The sequence below is a fragment of the Streptomyces sp. NPDC001415 genome (assembly GCF_053597395.1).
In genome coordinates, this window is record NZ_JBSFIE010000010.1 from 247,307 (window position 1) to 263,801 (window position 16,495).

Annotated in this window: 20 protein-coding genes and 4 tRNA genes; 8 read left to right on the plus strand and 16 right to left on the minus strand. The window is 70.2% G+C overall.

The genetic code is table 11. From position 1 onward, the window contains the following. Positions 1-43 precede the first annotated feature (43 nt). Positions 44-340, minus strand: a complete 297-nt coding sequence (gene secE / locus ACWC2B_RS16810) for a preprotein translocase subunit SecE (protein ID WP_053731183.1) — start codon at positions 338-340, stop codon at positions 44-46. A gap of 106 nt (positions 341-446) precedes the next feature. Beyond that, positions 447-519, minus strand: a tRNA-Trp gene (locus ACWC2B_RS16815). Positions 520-779: 260 nt separating this feature from the next. On the opposite strand from ACWC2B_RS16815, the gene ACWC2B_RS16820 reads away from it, so the two are divergent. Together ACWC2B_RS16820 and ACWC2B_RS16825 are read left to right on the plus strand one after the other, a co-directional pair. Continuing rightward, positions 780-2,018, plus strand: coding sequence for a pyridoxal phosphate-dependent aminotransferase (locus ACWC2B_RS16820; RefSeq protein ID WP_450717169.1), 1,239 nt, complete (start codon positions 780-782; stop codon positions 2,016-2,018). A 129-nt stretch (positions 2,019-2,147) separates the two neighbouring features. Next, positions 2,148-3,167, plus strand: a complete 1,020-nt coding sequence (locus ACWC2B_RS16825; protein ID WP_450717170.1) for an adenosine deaminase — start codon at positions 2,148-2,150, stop codon at positions 3,165-3,167. Between the two features lie 76 nt (positions 3,168-3,243). Here ACWC2B_RS16825 and ACWC2B_RS16830 read toward each other — a convergent pair whose 3' ends face one another. Beyond that, entirely contained in the window at positions 3,244-3,840 is a 597-nt protein-coding gene (locus ACWC2B_RS16830; protein WP_450717171.1) for a TetR/AcrR family transcriptional regulator, read from the minus strand. Positions 3,841-3,937: 97 nt separating this feature from the next. On the opposite strand from ACWC2B_RS16830, the gene ACWC2B_RS16835 reads away from it, so the two are divergent. Continuing rightward, positions 3,938-4,570, plus strand: coding sequence for an NAD(P)-dependent oxidoreductase (locus ACWC2B_RS16835; RefSeq protein ID WP_450717172.1), 633 nt, complete (start codon positions 3,938-3,940; stop codon positions 4,568-4,570). 106 nt (positions 4,571-4,676) lie between these two features. On the opposite strand, the gene ACWC2B_RS16840 is transcribed toward ACWC2B_RS16835, so the two are convergent. From ACWC2B_RS16840 to ACWC2B_RS16875, 8 genes are all read right to left on the minus strand, one after another. Next, on the minus strand, positions 4,677-5,732 hold the full coding sequence (locus ACWC2B_RS16840; RefSeq protein ID WP_450717173.1) for a UDP-N-acetylmuramate dehydrogenase: 1,056 nt from the start codon (positions 5,730-5,732) through the stop codon (positions 4,677-4,679). 190 nt (positions 5,733-5,922) lie between these two features. Further along, a complete protein-coding gene (locus ACWC2B_RS16845) occupies positions 5,923-7,383 on the minus strand; it encodes a DHA2 family efflux MFS transporter permease subunit (RefSeq protein ID WP_450717174.1) in 1,461 nt (486 codons plus the stop codon). 113 nt (positions 7,384-7,496) lie between these two features. Then, the gene (locus tag ACWC2B_RS16850; protein WP_450717175.1) at positions 7,497-8,081 is read right to left on the minus strand and encodes a TetR/AcrR family transcriptional regulator; all 585 of its coding nucleotides are present in this window, start codon (positions 8,079-8,081) and stop codon (positions 7,497-7,499) included. Between the two features lie 88 nt (positions 8,082-8,169). Continuing rightward, positions 8,170-8,604 carry a MaoC family dehydratase gene (locus ACWC2B_RS16855; RefSeq protein WP_450717176.1) on the minus strand — a complete coding sequence of 145 codons (435 nt, stop codon included), beginning with the start codon at positions 8,602-8,604 and terminating at the stop codon, positions 8,170-8,172. 1 nt (position 8,605) lies between these two features. Then, positions 8,606-9,058, minus strand: coding sequence for an FAS1-like dehydratase domain-containing protein (locus tag ACWC2B_RS16860; RefSeq protein ID WP_450717177.1), 453 nt, complete (start codon positions 9,056-9,058; stop codon positions 8,606-8,608). 146 nt (positions 9,059-9,204) lie between these two features. Continuing rightward, complete coding sequence (gene rpmG, locus ACWC2B_RS16865; RefSeq protein WP_003956487.1) at positions 9,205-9,369, minus strand: 50S ribosomal protein L33; 165 nt, start codon at positions 9,367-9,369, stop codon at positions 9,205-9,207. Between the two features lie 88 nt (positions 9,370-9,457). Next, positions 9,458-9,530: transfer RNA gene (locus tag ACWC2B_RS16870), tRNA-Met, on the minus strand. A 44-nt stretch (positions 9,531-9,574) separates the two neighbouring features. After that, positions 9,575-9,647: transfer RNA gene (locus ACWC2B_RS16875), tRNA-Thr, on the minus strand. 231 nt (positions 9,648-9,878) lie between these two features. Between ACWC2B_RS16875 and ACWC2B_RS16880 the strand changes: the two genes are divergently transcribed. Together ACWC2B_RS16880 and ACWC2B_RS16885 are read left to right on the plus strand one after the other, a co-directional pair. Next, positions 9,879-11,150 (plus strand): amidohydrolase family protein, encoded by a 1,272-nt coding sequence (locus ACWC2B_RS16880; protein WP_450717178.1) that lies wholly within the window; start codon positions 9,879-9,881, stop codon positions 11,148-11,150. 53 nt (positions 11,151-11,203) lie between these two features. Continuing rightward, entirely contained in the window at positions 11,204-11,860 is a 657-nt protein-coding gene (locus tag ACWC2B_RS16885) for an SDR family oxidoreductase (RefSeq protein ID WP_450717179.1), read from the plus strand. Between the two features lie 152 nt (positions 11,861-12,012). On the opposite strand, the gene ACWC2B_RS16890 is transcribed toward ACWC2B_RS16885, so the two are convergent. After that, positions 12,013-12,094, minus strand: a tRNA-Tyr gene (locus ACWC2B_RS16890). Positions 12,095-12,320: 226 nt separating this feature from the next. Here ACWC2B_RS16890 and ACWC2B_RS16895 point away from each other — a divergent pair. From ACWC2B_RS16895 to ACWC2B_RS16905, 3 genes are all read left to right on the plus strand, one after another. Beyond that, on the plus strand, positions 12,321-12,809 hold the full coding sequence (locus ACWC2B_RS16895) for a YajQ family cyclic di-GMP-binding protein (protein WP_386040727.1): 489 nt from the start codon (positions 12,321-12,323) through the stop codon (positions 12,807-12,809). A 120-nt stretch (positions 12,810-12,929) separates the two neighbouring features. Then, positions 12,930-13,451, plus strand: coding sequence for a methylated-DNA--[protein]-cysteine S-methyltransferase (locus ACWC2B_RS16900; protein ID WP_450717180.1), 522 nt, complete (start codon positions 12,930-12,932; stop codon positions 13,449-13,451). Beyond that, a complete protein-coding gene (locus ACWC2B_RS16905) occupies positions 13,448-14,116 on the plus strand; it encodes an alpha-ketoglutarate-dependent dioxygenase AlkB family protein (RefSeq protein WP_450717181.1) in 669 nt (222 codons plus the stop codon). The genes ACWC2B_RS16900 and ACWC2B_RS16905 overlap by 4 nt, the downstream gene beginning before the upstream one ends. A gap of 15 nt (positions 14,117-14,131) precedes the next feature. Here ACWC2B_RS16905 and ACWC2B_RS16910 read toward each other — a convergent pair whose 3' ends face one another. From ACWC2B_RS16910 to ACWC2B_RS16925, 4 genes are all read right to left on the minus strand, one after another. After that, positions 14,132-14,401, minus strand: coding sequence for a GlsB/YeaQ/YmgE family stress response membrane protein (locus ACWC2B_RS16910; protein WP_450717182.1), 270 nt, complete (start codon positions 14,399-14,401; stop codon positions 14,132-14,134). 158 nt (positions 14,402-14,559) lie between these two features. Continuing rightward, positions 14,560-14,952: a YccF domain-containing protein gene (locus ACWC2B_RS16915; RefSeq protein WP_450717183.1), complete on the minus strand. Its 393-nt coding sequence runs from the start codon at positions 14,950-14,952 to the stop codon at positions 14,560-14,562. Further along, positions 14,949-15,812, minus strand: a complete 864-nt coding sequence (htpX, locus tag ACWC2B_RS16920; RefSeq protein WP_450717184.1) for a zinc metalloprotease HtpX — start codon at positions 15,810-15,812, stop codon at positions 14,949-14,951. Before htpX ends, ACWC2B_RS16915 begins: the two co-directional genes overlap by 4 nt. Before the next feature lie 147 nt (positions 15,813-15,959). After that, positions 15,960-16,415, minus strand: coding sequence for a large conductance mechanosensitive channel protein MscL (locus ACWC2B_RS16925; RefSeq protein WP_450717185.1), 456 nt, complete (start codon positions 16,413-16,415; stop codon positions 15,960-15,962). Positions 16,416-16,495: the final 80 nt, after the last annotated feature.

Here is a 16,495-nt window from a genome sequence, read left to right on the forward strand (position 1 = left end):
GAACATGCGAAAGGGGCGCCGATTGAGGGGCGCCCTTCGCGGATCAGCCGAAGACGTACTTGACTACCTGCGAGAAGCCGGAGTCAATCAACGTCACGATGCCAATCATGATGACAACGAACACGATCACCACGGAGGTGTACGTCGTCAGCTGGCTGCGTGTCGGCCAGACAACTTTACGGAGTTCGGCAACAACCTGCCGGTAGAAGAGCGCGAGACGGCCCAGAGGGCCCTTCTTGCCGCGCTTGCCGCCCTTGCGGGCCTTCTTCTTCGAATCCTTGGACTCCGCTGCCTCGTCCTGGGCATCAGGCATGTCGATGGAGCCCACGGCGTCCGTCACGCTTCTCACCTGATTCCGGGTCATGGCCGTGCCGCGCCCGGTGGAGCCGCACGGCGGTGCATTGAAGTACGTACATGCGCACACATCCTGGCGAAGGTGTGTGTAGCAGGGCCGGAGGGACTTGAACCCCCAACCGCTGGTTTTGGAGACCAGTGCTCTACCAATTGAGCTACGACCCTTTGTGGTTCCCCCAACCTACCGCATGTGGTGGTGTGGTCGGTGAGGGCCAACAGGCAGTGAGTGTACGTGGTCAGGGGCCCGGCGTCGAACAGCTTGCTCCCGAACACCTTCCGACCGCGCCCTCATCACCTACGTCTCCCCTTCGTAGGGCCTCTTCGCACGGCTTCTTTAAGAGGGCCGCTCGGACGCCTGTCCACATGCTGACCGGTCCGTGAAACGCGGGTGCTCCCCTCATGAGAGGTCTGGGACCATGACCCGCATGAGCGCTGCAACTCCCCCGCCTTCCTCCCCCACCGAGCGCCGGGTATCCGCGCGCATCGGCGCCATCTCCGAGTCCGCGACCCTCGCCGTCGACGCCAAGGCCAAGGCCCTCAAGGCCGCCGGGCGTCCGGTCATCGGCTTCGGCGCGGGCGAGCCCGACTTCCCGACGCCCGACTACATCGTCGAGGCCGCGGTCGAGGCCTGCCGCAACCCGAAGTACCACCGCTACACCCCGGCGGGGGGCCTGCCCGAGCTGAAGGCCGCGATCGCCGCCAAGACGCTGCGCGACTCCGGCTACGAGGTCGACGCCTCGCAGGTCCTGGTGACCAACGGCGGCAAGCAGGCGATCTACGAGGCCTTCGCGGCGATCCTCGACCCGGGCGACGAGGTCATCGTCCCGGCGCCGTACTGGACCACCTACCCCGAGTCGATCCGGCTCGCGGGCGGTGTTCCGGTGGACGTCGTGGCCGACGAGACCACCGGTTACCGCGTGTCGGTGGAGCAGTTGGAGGCGGCCCGTACGGAGCGTACGAAGGTCGTCCTGTTCGTCTCCCCGTCCAACCCCACCGGCGCCGTCTACAGCGAGGCCGACGCCGAGGCGATCGGGCGCTGGGCCGTCGAGCACGGCCTGTGGGTCATGACCGACGAGATCTACGAGCACCTGGTGTACGGCAGCGCCACGTTCACCTCGCTGCCCGCGATCGTGCCCGAGCTTCGCGACAAGTGCATCGTCGTCAACGGCGTCGCCAAGACCTTCGCGATGACCGGCTGGCGGGTCGGGTGGATCATCGGCCCGAAGGACGTCGTGAAGGCCGCGACCAACCTCCAGTCGCACGCCACGTCCAACGTGTCCAACGTGGCCCAGGTCGCTGCGCTGGCCGCCGTCTCCGGGAACCTCGACGCGGTCGCGAAGATGCGGGAGTCCTTCGACAGGCGCCGCACCACCATGGTGCGCATGCTGAGCGAGATCGAGGGCGTGGTCTGCCCCACGCCCGAGGGCGCGTTCTACGCCTACCCCTCGGTCAAGGGCCTGCTCGGCAAGGAGATCCGGGGCAAGCGCCCGCAGACCTCGGCCGAGCTCGCCGCGCTGATCCTGGACGAGACCGAGGTCGCGGTCGTCCCCGGCGAGGCCTTCGGCACGCCGGGCTACCTGCGCCTCTCCTACGCCCTGGGCGACGAGGACCTCGTCGAGGGCGTCTCCCGGCTCCAGAAGCTGCTGGCCGAGGCTCGGGACTAGGTTCCGGTTCCGGGTCCGGGCCGGGGGCAGTACCTCACATGAGGTACTGCCCCCGTTTCTGCGTTCGGAGGCGGTCCCGATCGGGGAAAGGGGCTGTCGGATGTCAGCGGGGTGCGGCAAGATCCGTGGATGGAGCACGTTCGCGACGTACGAGACCTGCCGAAGGCTCATCTGCATCTGCACTTCACCGGGTCCATGCGGCCCTCGACCCTGCTCGAACTCGCCGACAAGTACGGCGTACGGCTGCCCGACGCGCTGACCAGCGCCGAGCCGCCGAAGCTGCGGGCCACCGACGAGCGCGGCTGGTTCCGCTTCCAGCGCCTCTACGATGCGGCGCGGTCCTGTCTGCGCGCCCCCGAGGACATCCGGCGCCTGGTGCGCGAGGCCGCCGAGGAGGACGTCCGGGACGGTTCCGGGTGGCTGGAGATCCAGGTCGACCCGACCTCGTACGCGCCGCTGCTCGGCGGGCTGATCCCGGCGCTGGAGATCATCCTGGACGCGGTCGACTCCGCGTCGCGCGAGACCGGGCTCGGCATGCGCGTCGTCGTCGCGGCGAACCGGATGAAGCACCCCCTGGACGCGCGCACCCTGGCCCGGCTCGCGGTCCGCTACGCCGATCGCGGCGTGGTCGGCTTCGGGCTCTCCAACGACGAACGCCGGGGCATGGCAAGGGACTTCGACCGCGCCTTCGCGATCGCCCGCGAGGGCGGCCTGCTCGCGGCCCCGCACGGCGGCGAGCTCTCCGGCCCGGCCTCCGTACGCGACTGCCTCGACGATCTGCACGCGCGGCGCGTCGGCCACGGGGTGCGGGCGGCCGAGGACCCCCGCCTCCTGCGCCGCCTCGCCGACAAGGGCGTCACCTGCGAGGTCTGCCCCGCGTCCAACGTCGCCCTCGGCGTCTACGAGAAGCCGGAGGACGTGCCGCTGCGGGCCCTGTACGACGCGGGCGTCCCCATGGCGCTGGGCGCGGACGACCCCCTGCTCTTCGGGTCCCGTCTGGCCGCCCAGTACGAAATCGCCCGCCACCACCATGCGTTCACCGACGAGGAACTGGCGGAATTGGCCCGCCAGTCGATCCGGGGCTCGGCCGCGCCACCCGAGGTCCAGGGGAAGCTGCTTGCGGGGGTGGAGGGGTGGCTGGCCGGTTGATGCCGGCGCTGTCCAGCGCCCTTCGGGGGCGCGGGGAACGGCGCGTCCGGCCACGCACTGTCCACGGACGACACGCCTAGCCGATGCCCCGCAAAAGGGTCCGCGCCACCCCCCGCGCAAACTCCTCCCGCGTCTGAGGGGGCTCCCCGGACGGCGTCATGTCGTAGGCGAACGCCCGCTGCGCGCACGCGCCGAGCAGCAGCGACGCGGCCGCATAGGTGTCGGCGTCCTGACGGATCCGGCCCGCCGAACGCTCCGCCCGGAGGTACCCGTCCACCCACTCGATCGGCATGTGCGGACCGGAGCCGAGCTCCCGCAGAGCCTCGTCGTGCCGCCGCTTGAGCTGCGGATCCGCGTACAGCGATGCCGCGATCGGAAAGCTCTCCGCGTAGAACAGCGCGGCCTGGCGGGCGATCTCCGTCAGGTTCTCCTCCACCGACCGCTCCCCCGGCGACTCGGCGAGCCGCTCCACCAGCGGGCCCAGTTTCGGCAGCCGCTCCTTCAGGACCGTCACGAACAGGTCCTCCTTGCTCGCGAAGTGCTTGTAGAGCGCCGCCTCCGAGCACCCCGCCGCCTTCGCGATCTCCTTCGTCGTGGCGCGGGCGAGGCCGATGGTGAGCATGAGCTCGTGCGCGGCGTCGACGATGCGGGCGCGGGCCGGCGGCGACTGCATGTGTGCTCCAACGGGGCTTGACTAGTGGGTGAGTACTTACTCACTCTAGTGGTGGACGGAGTGAGTGAATACTTACCCACCCTAGGAGGGTGAAGCGATGAGGCTCACGGTTTTCGGTGCCACAGGAGGCATCGGCCAGGAAATCGTCAAGCAGGCGCTGGCTTCGGGGCACGAGGTCACGGCGGTGGTGCGCGATCCGGCCAGGTTCGCCGTGACCGGCGCGGGCCTCGATGTCGTCAAGGCCGATCTGACCGACCCCGAGTCGCTGCGCGGAGCGGTGGCCGGGCGGCACGCGGTCCTGTCCGGTCTCGGCGCCCGCAAACGCTCCGACGCCGGGATCACGACCCGCCTCACGCGGTCCGTACTGGCCGCGATGGAGTCCGAGGGGACGCGGCGGCTGATCGTCGTGAGCGCGGCGCCGGTCGGGCCGGAGGCACCCGGCGACGGGCTCCTCGACCGCGGTATGCGGTCCATGATCAGCGCGATCCTGAAGGACGTGTACACCGATCTCCGCGCCATGGAGGCCGAGTTGGCGGCCAGCGCCACGGACTGGACGTCCGTACGCCCGCCCAAACTCACCGACAAGCCGCTCACCGGGACCTACCGCCGGGTCATCGGCGGCAATCCCAAGGCGGGCCGCACCATCGCCCGCCCGGACGTGGCGCACGCGATGCTGGCCTGCGTGAACGACCCGGCGACGGTGAAGCAGGGGGTGGGAGTGGCGTACTGAGGCCTCTGAGGCTATTGAGGCGTGGCGTACTGAGGGGTTGCGGGCCGAGCGGCACGGGGCGCTCGGCTCTCGGATCTCTACGCCCTACGCCGCTCCACACCCCTGCCTAAAGCTCTACGCCGACCGCCACCGGCTCGTTCACCAGGGTCACACCGAAGGCCAGCTCCACCCCTGCGACCACTTCGCGGGCCAGCGCCAGCAGGTCCTCGGTCCTGGCGCCTCCGCGGTTCGTCAACGCGAGCGTGTGCTTCGTGGAGATCCGGGCGGGGCCGGTTCCGTAGCCCTTCGTGAAGCCCGCCTTGTCGATCAGCCAGGCGGCGGAGGTCTTGGTGCGGTCGGCGCCGACGGGCCAGGCCGGGGGCGTCACCTCGGCGCCGAGGCGCTCCTGGGCGCGGGCGACGAAGGCCGCGTACGCCTCGTTGGGGAGGATCGGGTTGGTGAAGAACGAGCCCGCCGACCACGTGTCGTGGTCCTCCGGGTCGAGCACCATGCCCTTGCCGGCGCGCAGCTTCAGCACGGTCTCGCGGGCGGTGGCGGCGGGGACGCGGTCGCCGGCCTCCACGCCGAGCGTCCGGGCGGTCTCGGCGTACTTGACCGGCGCGGAGAGCCCCCCGGCGTCCTCCAGCTCGAAGACGACGCGGAGTACGACATAGCGGTCCGGGTGCTGCTTGAAGCGGCTGTTTCGGTACGAGAAGTCGCACTCGGCGTTGCGGATGGTGACGGTGGTGCGGTCGAGGCGGTCGTAGGCGACCACGTGCGTGATGGTGCTGGACACTTCCTGGCCGTACGCCCCGACGTTCTGGATCGGGGTCGCGCCGGCCGAGCCCGGGATACCGGCGAGGCACTCGATACCGGCGAGCCCGGCCTCGACGCTCCTGGCGACGGCGTCGCTCCACACTTCACCGGCGGCGAGTTCGAGGCGGGTGCCGTCGAGCTCGAAGCCGCGGGTGGCGATGCGCAGGGCGGTTCCGGCGAAGCCCTTGTCCCCGATGAGCAGGTTGCTGCCCCCGCCGATGACCAGCAGCGGGGTGCCACTGTCGTCGGCCTCGCGTACGGCGTCGATGACCTCGGCGTCGGTGGTGGCCGTGACCAGCCGATCCGCCGGGCCGCCGAGGCGGAGGGTGGTCAGGGGGGCGAGGGGAGCGTCGTGAAGTTCCTGCACGGGGTCCAGCGTACGGGGGCGGGCCGACGGGGCCGCGCCGCCCTGCGGTCGGCCCCACCGGTGCCGCGCCTCCCTGGAGTACGCAAACGGGCTTCCGGGCGGTGCCGCGCCTCCCGGGAGTGCGCAAACGGGCGGGCGGGCGGGAAAACACACCCCAGCCCGCCCAGCGCCGCACGGCAACCCGCAACCGTCAGCCGACCAACTCCCGCACCTCCTCAGGCGCCTCCGGCGCCGGCTCCACCCGGGCCTGCGCGGTGCGCCCGGGGAGCAGCAGGGCCGATGCCGCCGCCACCGCGACCACTCCCGCCCCCACCCAGAGCGCCGGGCCGAGGCCGTCCACGAAGGCCCGCGCCGACCCGTACCCGCCCTGCGCGGAGAACACCGACGCCAGCACCGCGATGCCGAGCGCACCTCCGACCTCCCGCAGCGCGTTGTTCGCCCCGGAGGCGATGCCCTGCTCCGAGGGCCGCACGCTGGACATCACCAGATTGGCGGCCGGTGCGAAGTACAGCCCCATCCCGATGCCGCTGATGATCAACGCCGGCAGCTGCGCCCCGTACGACACGTCCGGCGAGATGATCGCGGCGAACCACCCGAGCCCGATGGCCTGGAGCGCGAGGCCGGTGGCGACGACCGGCCGCCCTCCGATCCGGTCGGAGAGGAACCCGGCTATCGGCGCGGCGATCATCGGCATCCCGGTCCAGGGCAGCATCCGCAGCCCCGCCTCGGTCGGCGAATAGCCGATGACGTTCTGCAGGAACTGGCTGAGCAGGAAGATCGAGCCGAACATCCCGACGAACATCAGCAGGCTCGCCGCGTTGATCGCGGAGAACGCCCGGCTGCGGAACAGCCGCATCGGCAGCATCGGGTTCGCGCTGCGGGTGCCGTGGGCCACGAAGCCCACGAGGAGCGCCGAACCGGCGATCAGGCCGGTCAGTACGGTCGCGCTGGTCCACCCGTCGGGGTTGCCGCGGATCAGCGCGTACACAATCCCGAAGAGCCCGCCGCTGGCCAGGAGCGTGCCCACGATGTCGAGGCGGGCGCCCGTGCCGTACGACTCGTTCAGGCGCAGCCGGGCCAGGGGAAGCGTGAGCAGGCCGAGCGGAACGTTCAGCCAGAAGATCCACTGCCAGGACACGTGCTCGGTCAGGCTGCCGCCGATCAGCGGCCCCGAGGCCACCGCGAGGCCGTTCACCGCGCCCCAGATCCCGTACATCATCCCGCGCTTGGCGGCGGGCACGGCCGCGGTCAGCAGCGTGAGGGTCAGCGGCATCATGATCGCGGCGCCGACCCCCTGTATCGCGCGGGCCGCGATCAGCCCGTTGATCCCGGGAGCCAGCGCGGCCCCCGCCGAGGCGCCGGTGAAGATCGTCAGCCCGGTGATGAAGAGCTTGCGGCGGCCGAACCGGTCACCCAGCGCCGCCCCGAACATCAGCAGCACCGCGAAGGTGAGGGTGTACGCGCTCACCGTCCATTCGAGGTCGTCCAGCGCTCCCCCGAGGTCCTCGCGGATCGACGGAAGCGCGGTGGTGACGACGAGGTTGTCCAGCGCCGCCATGAACCCGGCGACGCTGGTGATCACCAGCGCCCACCCCGCACCCCCGCGCCGACTCGTTCCGTTGCGCAGCCTTTCCGGCTTCTTCTCCGACATGACTCCCCCTTGGCGGGTTAGTTATCAATGACTAACTTCAGTACCCATGAAAGAGGCTGGGGCCCAAGAAGAACCCCGCCCCGATGATCTGGTTCGGGTTCGGTCCGGTCCGGTCACTCCGCGGCAGCGGCCCCGCCACTACCCGGCCTCGGCTGGGCCGATTCGTAGAAGCCCTTCCAGACTCGGTCCTCGGGCGGAAACCCCAGCGCCACAAGGGTGTTGATGAGCATCCCGTACGCCAGGAACGTCGTCGTCTCGGCCGGGTCCGCGCCCAGCGCCAGGTGGACCGTGTCGTACAGCTCCGTCCAGCCGGCCCGCACCGCCTTGCCGAACTCCAGGTCGCCGGCCGCCTCCGCGGAGGCCGCGGCCACATAGGTCTGCATCTGGAGGAGCAGCTTGTCCCGGTCCTCGGCGATGAGCGCCTGGTACGCCGCGGCCATGGCATGCAGCGCCGCCTCGCCTTCGAGCCCTTCGGCCGCGCCCCGGAAGACCGCGACGGTCTCCTCGATGCACCGGTCGGACGCCGCGAGGAAGATGGCCTGCTTGTTCGGGAACAGGCGGAAGAGGTACGGCTGCGAGACGCCCACCCGCTTGGCGATCGTCTCGGTGGACGTGCCGTGGTAGCCGCCGCGGGCGAACTCCACCATCGCCGCACGAATGACGCTCTCGCGCCTCTCTTCTGCGCTCATCCTGACCATGAAGCTAAGTTAGTGGCTGATTACTAACTTCGTCAAGCGATACGTCGGCGGGACTCCGGGGAGCGGCCCGGAGTCCCGCTCACGCGCCTCAGGCCAGGCGTACGACCGCTCGCGACATCCCGAGCACCTTCTGGCCCGCGCTCATCGCGGTGAGGTCCACGCGTACCGTCCGCGCCTCGTCGTCCAGCTTCGCCGCCACCTTGGCGCTGACCTCGATCAGCGCGCCGGTCTCGTCGTTCGGGACCACGACCGGCTTGGTGAAACGCACGCCGTACTCAGCCACCGCACCCGGGTCGCCGACCCAGTCCGTGACCACCCGCACCGCCTCCGCCATCGTGAACATGCCGTGCGCGATGACGTCGGGCAGCCCGACCTCCTTCGCGAACTTCTCGTTCCAGTGGATCGGATTGAAGTCCCCGGAAGCGCCCGCGTATTGGACGAGCGTGGCGCGGCTCACAGGGAAGGACGCGGACGGCAGTTCGGTGCCGGGCTGCACGTCCTCGTAACGGATCTTCGCGGTCATGTCAGGCCCCCTCGGGCGCTCGGGACACGAGCTTGGTCCACGCGGTCACGACGTGTTCGCCTACCTCGTCGTGGACCTCGCCCCGGATGTCCATGATGTCGTTGCCCGCGAGCGACTTGATCGCCTCGATGGTGGACGTGACGGTCAGGCGGTCGCCCGCGCGGACCGGGCGGCTGTACGCGAACTTCTGGTCGCCGTGCACCACGCGGCTGTAATCCAGGCCCAGCTGCGGGTCCTCGATGACCTGCCCCGCCGCCTTGAACGTGAGGGCAAACACAAAAGTCGGCGGCGCGATCACATCGGTGTGGCCGAGCGACTTGGCCGCCTCCGGGTCGGTGTAGGCCGGGTTCTCGTCCCCGATCGCCACAGCGAACTCGCGGATCTTCTCGCGGCCGACCTCGTACGGGGCGGTGGGCGGATAGGTCCGCCCCACGAAAGACTGGTCGAGCGCCATCTGCTGGCTACCTCCTGCGAATGAGGGTTCGGATCTCGTACGGAGAATCTAGTCTCGTGCGCCGGGCTCGGGTGGGAAACGCCGAGAGACCGCCCCCCGCTGTGGGGAACGGCCTCTCGAACGAGCCTGAATGCCAGACGCCGTGATTAACGGGTCTCGCGGTGCGCGGTGTGCGAGTTGCAGCGCGGGCAGTGCTTCTTCATCTCAAGACGGTCCGGGTTGTTACGCCGGTTCTTCTTGGTGATGTAGTTCCGCTCCTTGCACTCCACGCAGGCCAGCGTGATCTTCGGGCGGACGTCGGTGGCAGCCACGTGAGTGCTCCTTGACGGACGGATTGACGGATGAACGCATGAAAGAGTAGCCGATCGAAGGACCGACCCCACAATCGGCTACTGTGTGTAGCGGTGACCGGACTTGAACCGGTGACACAGCGATTATGAGCCGCTTGCTCTACCGACTGAGCTACACCGCTTTGACACGGAGTCCCTCACCCGAAGGTGAGGGCTTCCGCACCAGAGCCCCAATACGGAATCGAACCGTAGACCTTCTCCTTACCATGGAGACGCTCTACCGACTGAGCTATTGGGGCGAGCGATGAAGACATTACACGCTCCCTCGCCGATCGCCCAAATCCGTTTCGTGCCGCCCAGCGGGCGGCCTCCCGAGGCCCCGCCCCACCGGTCTCGTAGGCCACTCAGGGCCACACCGGTACGACTATTGCGCTCCTCCTCGATGCGCGGGTTGACCGCCCCTAGGCTCGCCTCACGCTGCGTGATCATGCCCGCCCGAGCCCGATCACCCGAGCCCGATCAGGAGCGCGATGTCCGACAGCCACCAGCAGCCGGCCCACTCCCCCGGCACCGGCGAAGGCCCCGAACCCATCTCCTCCGGCTCCCTGCTGCTGTGCGGCGCCCGGCTCGCCGACGGGCGCACCGTGGACGTGCGGCTCTGCGGCGGCCGCATCGAGGCGGTGGGCACCGCGGGCAGCCTCACCGCGCACGGCTCCTCCCGCGTCGACCTGAACGGCTTCCTGCTGCTGCCCGCCCCCGCCGAGCCGCACGCCCACAGCGACACCGCCCTGACCGCCTTCAGCACGGAGGGACCGGTCTCGTACGCCGTCGAGGAGGTCCAGCGCCGGGCCACCGAGGCCGCCCTGCTCCAGCTCGGGCACGGCGCCACCGCGCTGCGTTCGCACGTACGCATCGACGAGGTCAGCGGGCTCGACCCGCTGGAGGCGGTGCTCCAGACCCGCCGCTCGCTGCGCGGCCTCACCGAGCTCACGGTGGTCGCCGTGCCGCGGCTGCTCACCGGGGTGGCCGGCGCGGACGGGCTCGCCATGCTGCGCGACGCGGTGAAGATGGGTGCCTCGGTGGTGGGCGGCTGCCCCGATCTGGACGCCGACCCGGCCGGGTACGCGGAGGCCGTCCTGGAGCTCGCCGCCGAGCACGGCTGCGCGGTCGACCTGCACACCGACGGCACCGACCCGGCCCGCCTGGCCCGGCTCGCGGCCATGTCCGGCGGCCTGCGCCCCGGCGTCGCGATCGGCCCCTGCGGTGGCCTCTCCCGCCTGCCCCGCGACACCGCGGCGCGCGCCGCCGACCAACTCGCCTCCGCGGGAGTCGCGGTGACCTGCCTTCCCCAGGGAGGCTGCGGCATGACGGACCGTCAAGGGGCCGCTCCCGTACGCCTGTTGAGGGCCGCCGGGGTCCGACTGGCCGCCGGGAGCGGCGCGTTGCGCGATGTATCCAACCCGGTCGGCCGGGGCGACCCCCTGGAGGCCGCCTACCTCCTCGCCTCCCAGGCCGGCATGCGCCCCGAGGACGCGTACGCGGCGGTCAGCACGGTGGCCCGGCAGACGATGGGCCTTCCGGAGGTACGGGTCGAGGCCGGCTTCCCGGCCGAACTGCTCGCCGTACGCGGCGAACGCATCGCGGGCATCCTCTCGCTCGCCTACAGCCGCATCGTCATCCACCGCGGCCGGGTGGTCGCCCGCACGAGCGCGGTACGCGAGTACTGCGACTCCGCCGCCGCGGTCGCCCTCGGCCTCCCCCGCCAGGGCAGGCCGGACCCCGGACGCGGCGAGCCCGGGTGACGAGGTCGCCGCTCCACCAGCGGGCCGCCGCATCTCCGGCTACCGTCGTCAGCATGCGCATTGTCATTGCTGGAGGTCACGGTCAGATCGCGCTGCGGCTCGAACGCCTGCTGGCGGCGCGCGGCGAAGAGGTCGCGGGAATCATCCGCAAGCCGGAACAGGCGGACGACCTGCGACAAGCCGGCGCCGAGCCGGTGGTCCTCGACCTGGAGTCGGCTTCGGTGGACGCCGTGGCCGAGGCGCTCCGGGGCGCGGACGCGGTGGTGTTCGCGGCGGGCGCGGGCCCGGGCAGCGACGCCGCCCGCAAGGAGACGGTGGACCGGGCGGCGGCCGTCCTGTGCGCCGACGCGGCCGAACGCGCGGGCGTACGCCGGTACGTCATCGTCTCGTCGATGGGCGCGGACGCGGCCCACCGCGGCGACGGCGTCTTCGACGCCTACCTGCGCGCGAAGGGCGCCGCCGACGACGCCGTACGCTCCCGCACGACCCTGGACTGGACGGTCCTGCGCCCCGGAAGCCTCACCAACGACGCGGGCAAGGGCCTGGTCTCCCTGGCCGCCTCGACGGGCCACGGCGCGATCCCCCGGGACGACGTGGCCGCGGTCCTGGCCGAACTCCTGGACACCCCGGCGACAGCGGGCCTGACCCTGGAACTGGTCTCGGGCTCGACGCCGGTGACGGTCGCGGTCAAGGGCGTGGCGGGGAACTGACGTCCGCCGGGGGCGCGATCGCCCGCGCTCCCGCAAAGGCGCTCGCGGAGTGAGACAGCTCACCCGTCTTCGCTCCGGGAAAATCACCGCCTGCCAACGAAGAAACCCCCGCCCTCTGCGTTTCCGCAGGAGGACGGGGGTCTCACCCAGTGTGGCGGCGCCAGGATTCGAACCTGGGTAGGCAGAGCCGACGGATTTACAGTCCGTTCCCATTGGCCACTCGGGCACACCGCCATGGGATGTCGCCGCCGGATTCCCGCTTTCGGCGGTGCTCCGTGGCAACGACGTAAACGATACCCGATGCCCAGGGGTGCTTCGCCACCCCATTGATCAGCGCTTTGCCGGGCACGGGGTGGCTAGGCTTTGGGGCGGTGGTTCGGCAGTGGGGCCGGGTCGCCGCGCGCTCGGCCGCAGGGGTCGTGCGCACCCGACACGCACCCGATCCAAGGAGCCACAGGACATGGCCGACTCCAGTTTCGACATCGTCTCGAAGGTCGAGCGGCAGGAGGTCGACAACGCCCTCAACCAGGCCGCGAAGGAGATCTCGCAGCGCTACGACTTCAAGGGCACGGACGCCTCGATCTCGTGGTCCGGCGAGAAGATCCTGATGCAGGCGAACGGCGAGGAGCGGGTCAAGGCGATCCTCGACATCTTCGAGACCAAGCTGATCAAGCGGGGCATCTCCCTGAAGTCGCTGGACGCGGGCGAGCCGCAGCTGTCCGGCAAGGAGTACAAGATCTTCGCCTCCATCGAGGAGGGCATCTCCCAGGACAACGCCAAGAAGGTCGCGAAGGTCATCCGCGACGAGGGCCCCAAGGGTGTCAAGGCGCAGGTCCAGGGCGACGAGCTCCGTGTCTCCTCGAAGAGCCGCGACGACCTCCAGGCCGTCCAGGCGCTGCTCAAGGGCAAGGACTTCGACTTCGCCATCCAGTTCGTGAACTACCGCTGACCAAGCTCGCGCCGTTCGCCGAGCGGGCCTGGGGCGGCCGGACGTGATGTCCGATTTCCGCCAGCACGCGGTGGGCGGGGGTCGCAGACTCGGTGTCGTACGCAAGGGAAGGAACGTGCGATGACTGTCTATGCGACCCTCGACAGCCCTCTGGGTGAGCTGTTGCTCGTCGGGGTGGAGTCGGCTACCGCGCCGGGCGGGACCGCGCTGGTTTCGCTTTCCGTGCCGGGGCAGAAGGGCGGCGCCGCCGTCCAGGACGGGTGGCGGCTCGCGCCCGAGGCCTTCGCCGGCATCGCCGCGCAGCTGGGCGCGTACTTCGCCGGGGAGCTGACCCGTTTCGACATCGAGTACGCGGCCGAGGCGCCCGGCACCGATTTCCAGCGCCGGGTCTGGGCCCAGCTGGACGCCATCGAGTACGGGACGACGGCTTCGTACGGGGAGATCGCCCGGCGGATCGGGGCCTCCTCCGTGCAGGTGCGGGCGGTCGGCACCGCCATCGGGCGGAACCCGCTGCTCGTGGTGCGGCCCTGCCATCGCGTGATCGGCTCCGACGGGTCCCTCAAGGGGTACGCCGGCGGGCTTGAGCGGAAGCAGGCGCTGCTCGGGCTTGAGGGCGCCCTCAGGCCGGCTCCGGCGCCGTGAGTGAGGGGCTGTTCCGGCTGCCTCTGCCCGCGCGGGCAGAGGTCGCGCCCGGGGCCGTCCACGTGCCGGGCTGGCTCTCGCCCGACCGGCAGCGCGAGCTCGTCGCCGCCTGTCGGGACTGGGCGCGCGGCCCGGTGCCGATCCGCCACACCGTACTGCCCAACGGCGGTGTCATGTCCGTGCGGACGGTGTGCGTCGGGTGGCACTGGCAGCCCTACCGGTACACCCGTACCGCGACGGATGTGAACGGGCTCCCTGTCGCCCCATTCCCGGACTGGCTGGGCGAGTTGGGGCGATCCGCGGTCGCCGCGGCGTACGACGATCCGGGCGCGGCCGAGCGCTACTCCCCCGACACCGCGCTCATCAACTTCTACGACGGCTCCGCCAAGATGGGGCTCCACCAGGACAAGGACGAGAGGTCCGGGGCGCCCGTGGTCTCGCTCAGTATCGGAGACAGTTGCGTCTTCCGGTTCGGCAACAGTGAGAACCGCGGGCGCCCTTATACGGATGTGGAGTTGGGCTCCGGCGACCTGTTCGTCTTCGGCGGGCCCGCCCGGTTCGCGTACCACGGCGTGCCCAAGGTGCTGCCGGGGACGGGCGATCCGGCGACCGGTCTGAACAGTGGCCGGCTCAACATCACCCTTCGCGAGACCGGGCTCGCGTAGTCCCCCAATCGCTGGTCAGCGGCTTCGCGAGTTTCCGAACAGGATGCGGTAGATGATCAGCAGGACGAGCGAGCCGCCGATCGCCGCCGCCCAAGTGGCGCCGTCGTAGAAGTGGTTGGCGATCGGGCGGTCGAGCCAGCGGGCCGATATCCAGCCGCCGACGAACGCTCCCGCGACGCCTATGAGGGTCGTGCCGATCAGGCCGCCCGGGTCGCGGCCGGGGAGCAGGATCTTGGCGATCGCCCCGGCGAGCAGGCCGAGAACGATCCAGCTGACGATGCCCATGCCGGGAACCTGCCTTTCGTACGTATGTGATTCGCGGGGCATCTGCCGTATTGCGTAACCCCGCAACCATTCGGTTCGCCCGGGAAGACGCCCCCAGGGCGCCCACGGTTGCACGCGCTGTCAGGGTGCGGCGCAGGCCACGGGCCCCGCCACTCGCCTCACCTGGCGGCGAACGGCTGGTCCGTGGGGACGATCTCCTTGCCCAGGGGCAGCAACGACACGGGAATCAGCTTGAAGTTGGCGATGCCCAGCGGGATGCCGATGATCGTGATGCACAGCGCTATGCCGGTGAAGATGTGGCCGAGCGCCAGCCACCAGCCGGCCAGGATCAGCCACAGGACGTTGCCGACGCAGGACGGCGCGCCCGCGCCCCGCCGGTCCACGACCGTGTAGCCGAACGGCCAGAGGGCGTAGAGGCCGATTCGGAAGGCCGCTATCCCGAAGGGGATGCCGATGATCGTGACGCAGAGCAGCAGGCCCGCGAGCATGTAGCCGAGGAACATCCAGAAGCCGCACAGGATCAGCCAGATGACGTTCAGGATTGTCTTCATGAGCGGCGACCTGCCATCTGTTCGAGTCGGGCGATGCGTTCCGCCATCGGCGGGTGGGTGGAGAACAGTTTGGACACTCCCTGACCGGGGCGGAAGGGGTTCGCGATCATCATGTGGCTCGCCGTCTCGATGCGGGGCTCGGGCGGCAGCGGGAGCTGCTGGGTGCCCGCTTCCAGCTTGCGCAGGGCGCTGGCCAGAGCCAGCGGGTCGCCGGTGAGCTGGGCGCCGGACGCGTCGGCCTCGTACTCGCGGGAACGGCTGATCGCGAGCTGGATCACCGAGGCCGCGAGCGGGCCCAGGATCATGATCAGCAGCATGCCCACGATGCCGGGGCCCTCGTCGTCGTTGGAGCGGCCGACCGGGATCAGCCACGCGAAGTTGACCAGGAACATGATCACCGAGGCGAGTGCGCCGGCGACCGACGAGATCAGGATGTCGCGGTTGTAGACGTGGCTCAGCTCGTGGCCGATCACTCCGCGCAGCTCCCGCTCGTCGAGGATCTGCAGGATCCCCTCCGTGCAGCACACGGCCGCGTTGCGCGGATTGCGGCCCGTCGCGAAGGCGTTGGGCGCCTGCGTCGGCGAGATGTACAGCCGGGGCATCGGCTGGCGCGCCTGCGTCGAGAGGTCACGGACCATGCGATACAGCGCCGGGGCCTCGAACTCGCTGACCGGGCGCGCCCGCATGGCCCGCAGCGCCAGCTTGTCGCTGTTCCAGTACGCGTAGGCATTGGTGCCAAGCGCCACCAGAAGCGCGATGATCAGCCCTCCGCGGCCGAAGAAGCTGCCGATGACGATGATGAGCGCGGACAGTCCTCCGAGGAGGACAGCTGTCCTCAGCCCGTTGTGCCGGCGGTGCACGGTACGCCCTCCAAGTGGTGCGGCGGGGAGTCCTTCGCTGGTCGTCCTTCCACGTTCCAGTGGACTCTCCCGTACTGGTCAACGCCAGGCGGGGGACGCTAGTTCCCTTGTGCGCGCTGGAGGGCGCGTTACGCCGTACGGGTCGGATCAGCGCGGTGAGAGCAGCCCGGCCAGCTCCAGGGCCTTCGCGTCGGGCTCGACCTCGCTGGTGCAGTGCGAGCAGCGGGTCGCGATGCCGGGGATCTGGGAGTAGCAGCGGGGGCAGTCGCGCAGGGCGGCCTTGATGTCCACCGGCTTGTCCCGGTCGAGGCGGGCCTGGACCTTCATCATGGGCACGACGACGAGGAAGTAGAGCACGGCGGCGGTGATCACGAAGGCGATGGCCGCGCCGATGAACTTCCCGTAGGGGAAGGTCACGCCCTCCGCGGTGAAGGTCGCCGTACTGAAGTCGCCGGTCGAGCTGGTGGCCAGGCCGATCAGCGGGGTGATGAACGCGGTGCTGAAGCCCGTGACCACCGCCGTGAAGGCGGATCCGACGGCCAGACCGACGGCCATCGTCACTATGTTCCCGCGCAGGATGAAGTCCTTGAACCCGCTCAGCACCGCTCTGCTCCCTGTTGTGTGTCGTCTTGGTTCTGCGTCGTCGTACGTGTGTCCGTACTGGGGTGTGCGCGTACGACAGT

Coding starts and splice junctions, on each gene's coding strand:
- ACWC2B_RS16820 (WP_450717169.1), top strand. CDS start 780: ATGAGCGCTGCAACTCCCCCGCCTTCCTCCCCCACCGAGCGCCGGGTA.
- ACWC2B_RS16825 (WP_450717170.1), top strand. CDS start 2,148: ATGGAGCACGTTCGCGACGTACGAGACCTGCCGAAGGCTCATCTGCAT.
- ACWC2B_RS16830 (WP_450717171.1), bottom strand. CDS start 3,840: ATGCAGTCGCCGCCGGCCCGCGCCCGCATCGTCGACGCCGCGCACGAG.
- ACWC2B_RS16835 (WP_450717172.1), top strand. CDS start 3,938: ATGAGGCTCACGGTTTTCGGTGCCACAGGAGGCATCGGCCAGGAAATC.
- ACWC2B_RS16845 (WP_450717174.1), bottom strand. CDS start 7,383: ATGTCGGAGAAGAAGCCGGAAAGGCTGCGCAACGGAACGAGTCGGCGC.
- ACWC2B_RS16850 (WP_450717175.1), bottom strand. CDS start 8,081: ATGGTCAGGATGAGCGCAGAAGAGAGGCGCGAGAGCGTCATTCGTGCG.
- ACWC2B_RS16855 (WP_450717176.1), bottom strand. CDS start 8,604: ATGACCGCGAAGATCCGTTACGAGGACGTGCAGCCCGGCACCGAACTG.
- ACWC2B_RS16860 (WP_450717177.1), bottom strand. CDS start 9,058: ATGGCGCTCGACCAGTCTTTCGTGGGGCGGACCTATCCGCCCACCGCC.
- ACWC2B_RS16880 (WP_450717178.1), top strand. CDS start 9,879: ATGTCCGACAGCCACCAGCAGCCGGCCCACTCCCCCGGCACCGGCGAA.
- ACWC2B_RS16885 (WP_450717179.1), top strand. CDS start 11,204: ATGCGCATTGTCATTGCTGGAGGTCACGGTCAGATCGCGCTGCGGCTC.
- ACWC2B_RS16895 (WP_386040727.1), top strand. CDS start 12,321: ATGGCCGACTCCAGTTTCGACATCGTCTCGAAGGTCGAGCGGCAGGAG.
- ACWC2B_RS16900 (WP_450717180.1), top strand. CDS start 12,930: ATGACTGTCTATGCGACCCTCGACAGCCCTCTGGGTGAGCTGTTGCTC.
- ACWC2B_RS16910 (WP_450717182.1), bottom strand. CDS start 14,401: ATGGGCATCGTCAGCTGGATCGTTCTCGGCCTGCTCGCCGGGGCGATC.
- ACWC2B_RS16915 (WP_450717183.1), bottom strand. CDS start 14,952: ATGAAGACAATCCTGAACGTCATCTGGCTGATCCTGTGCGGCTTCTGG.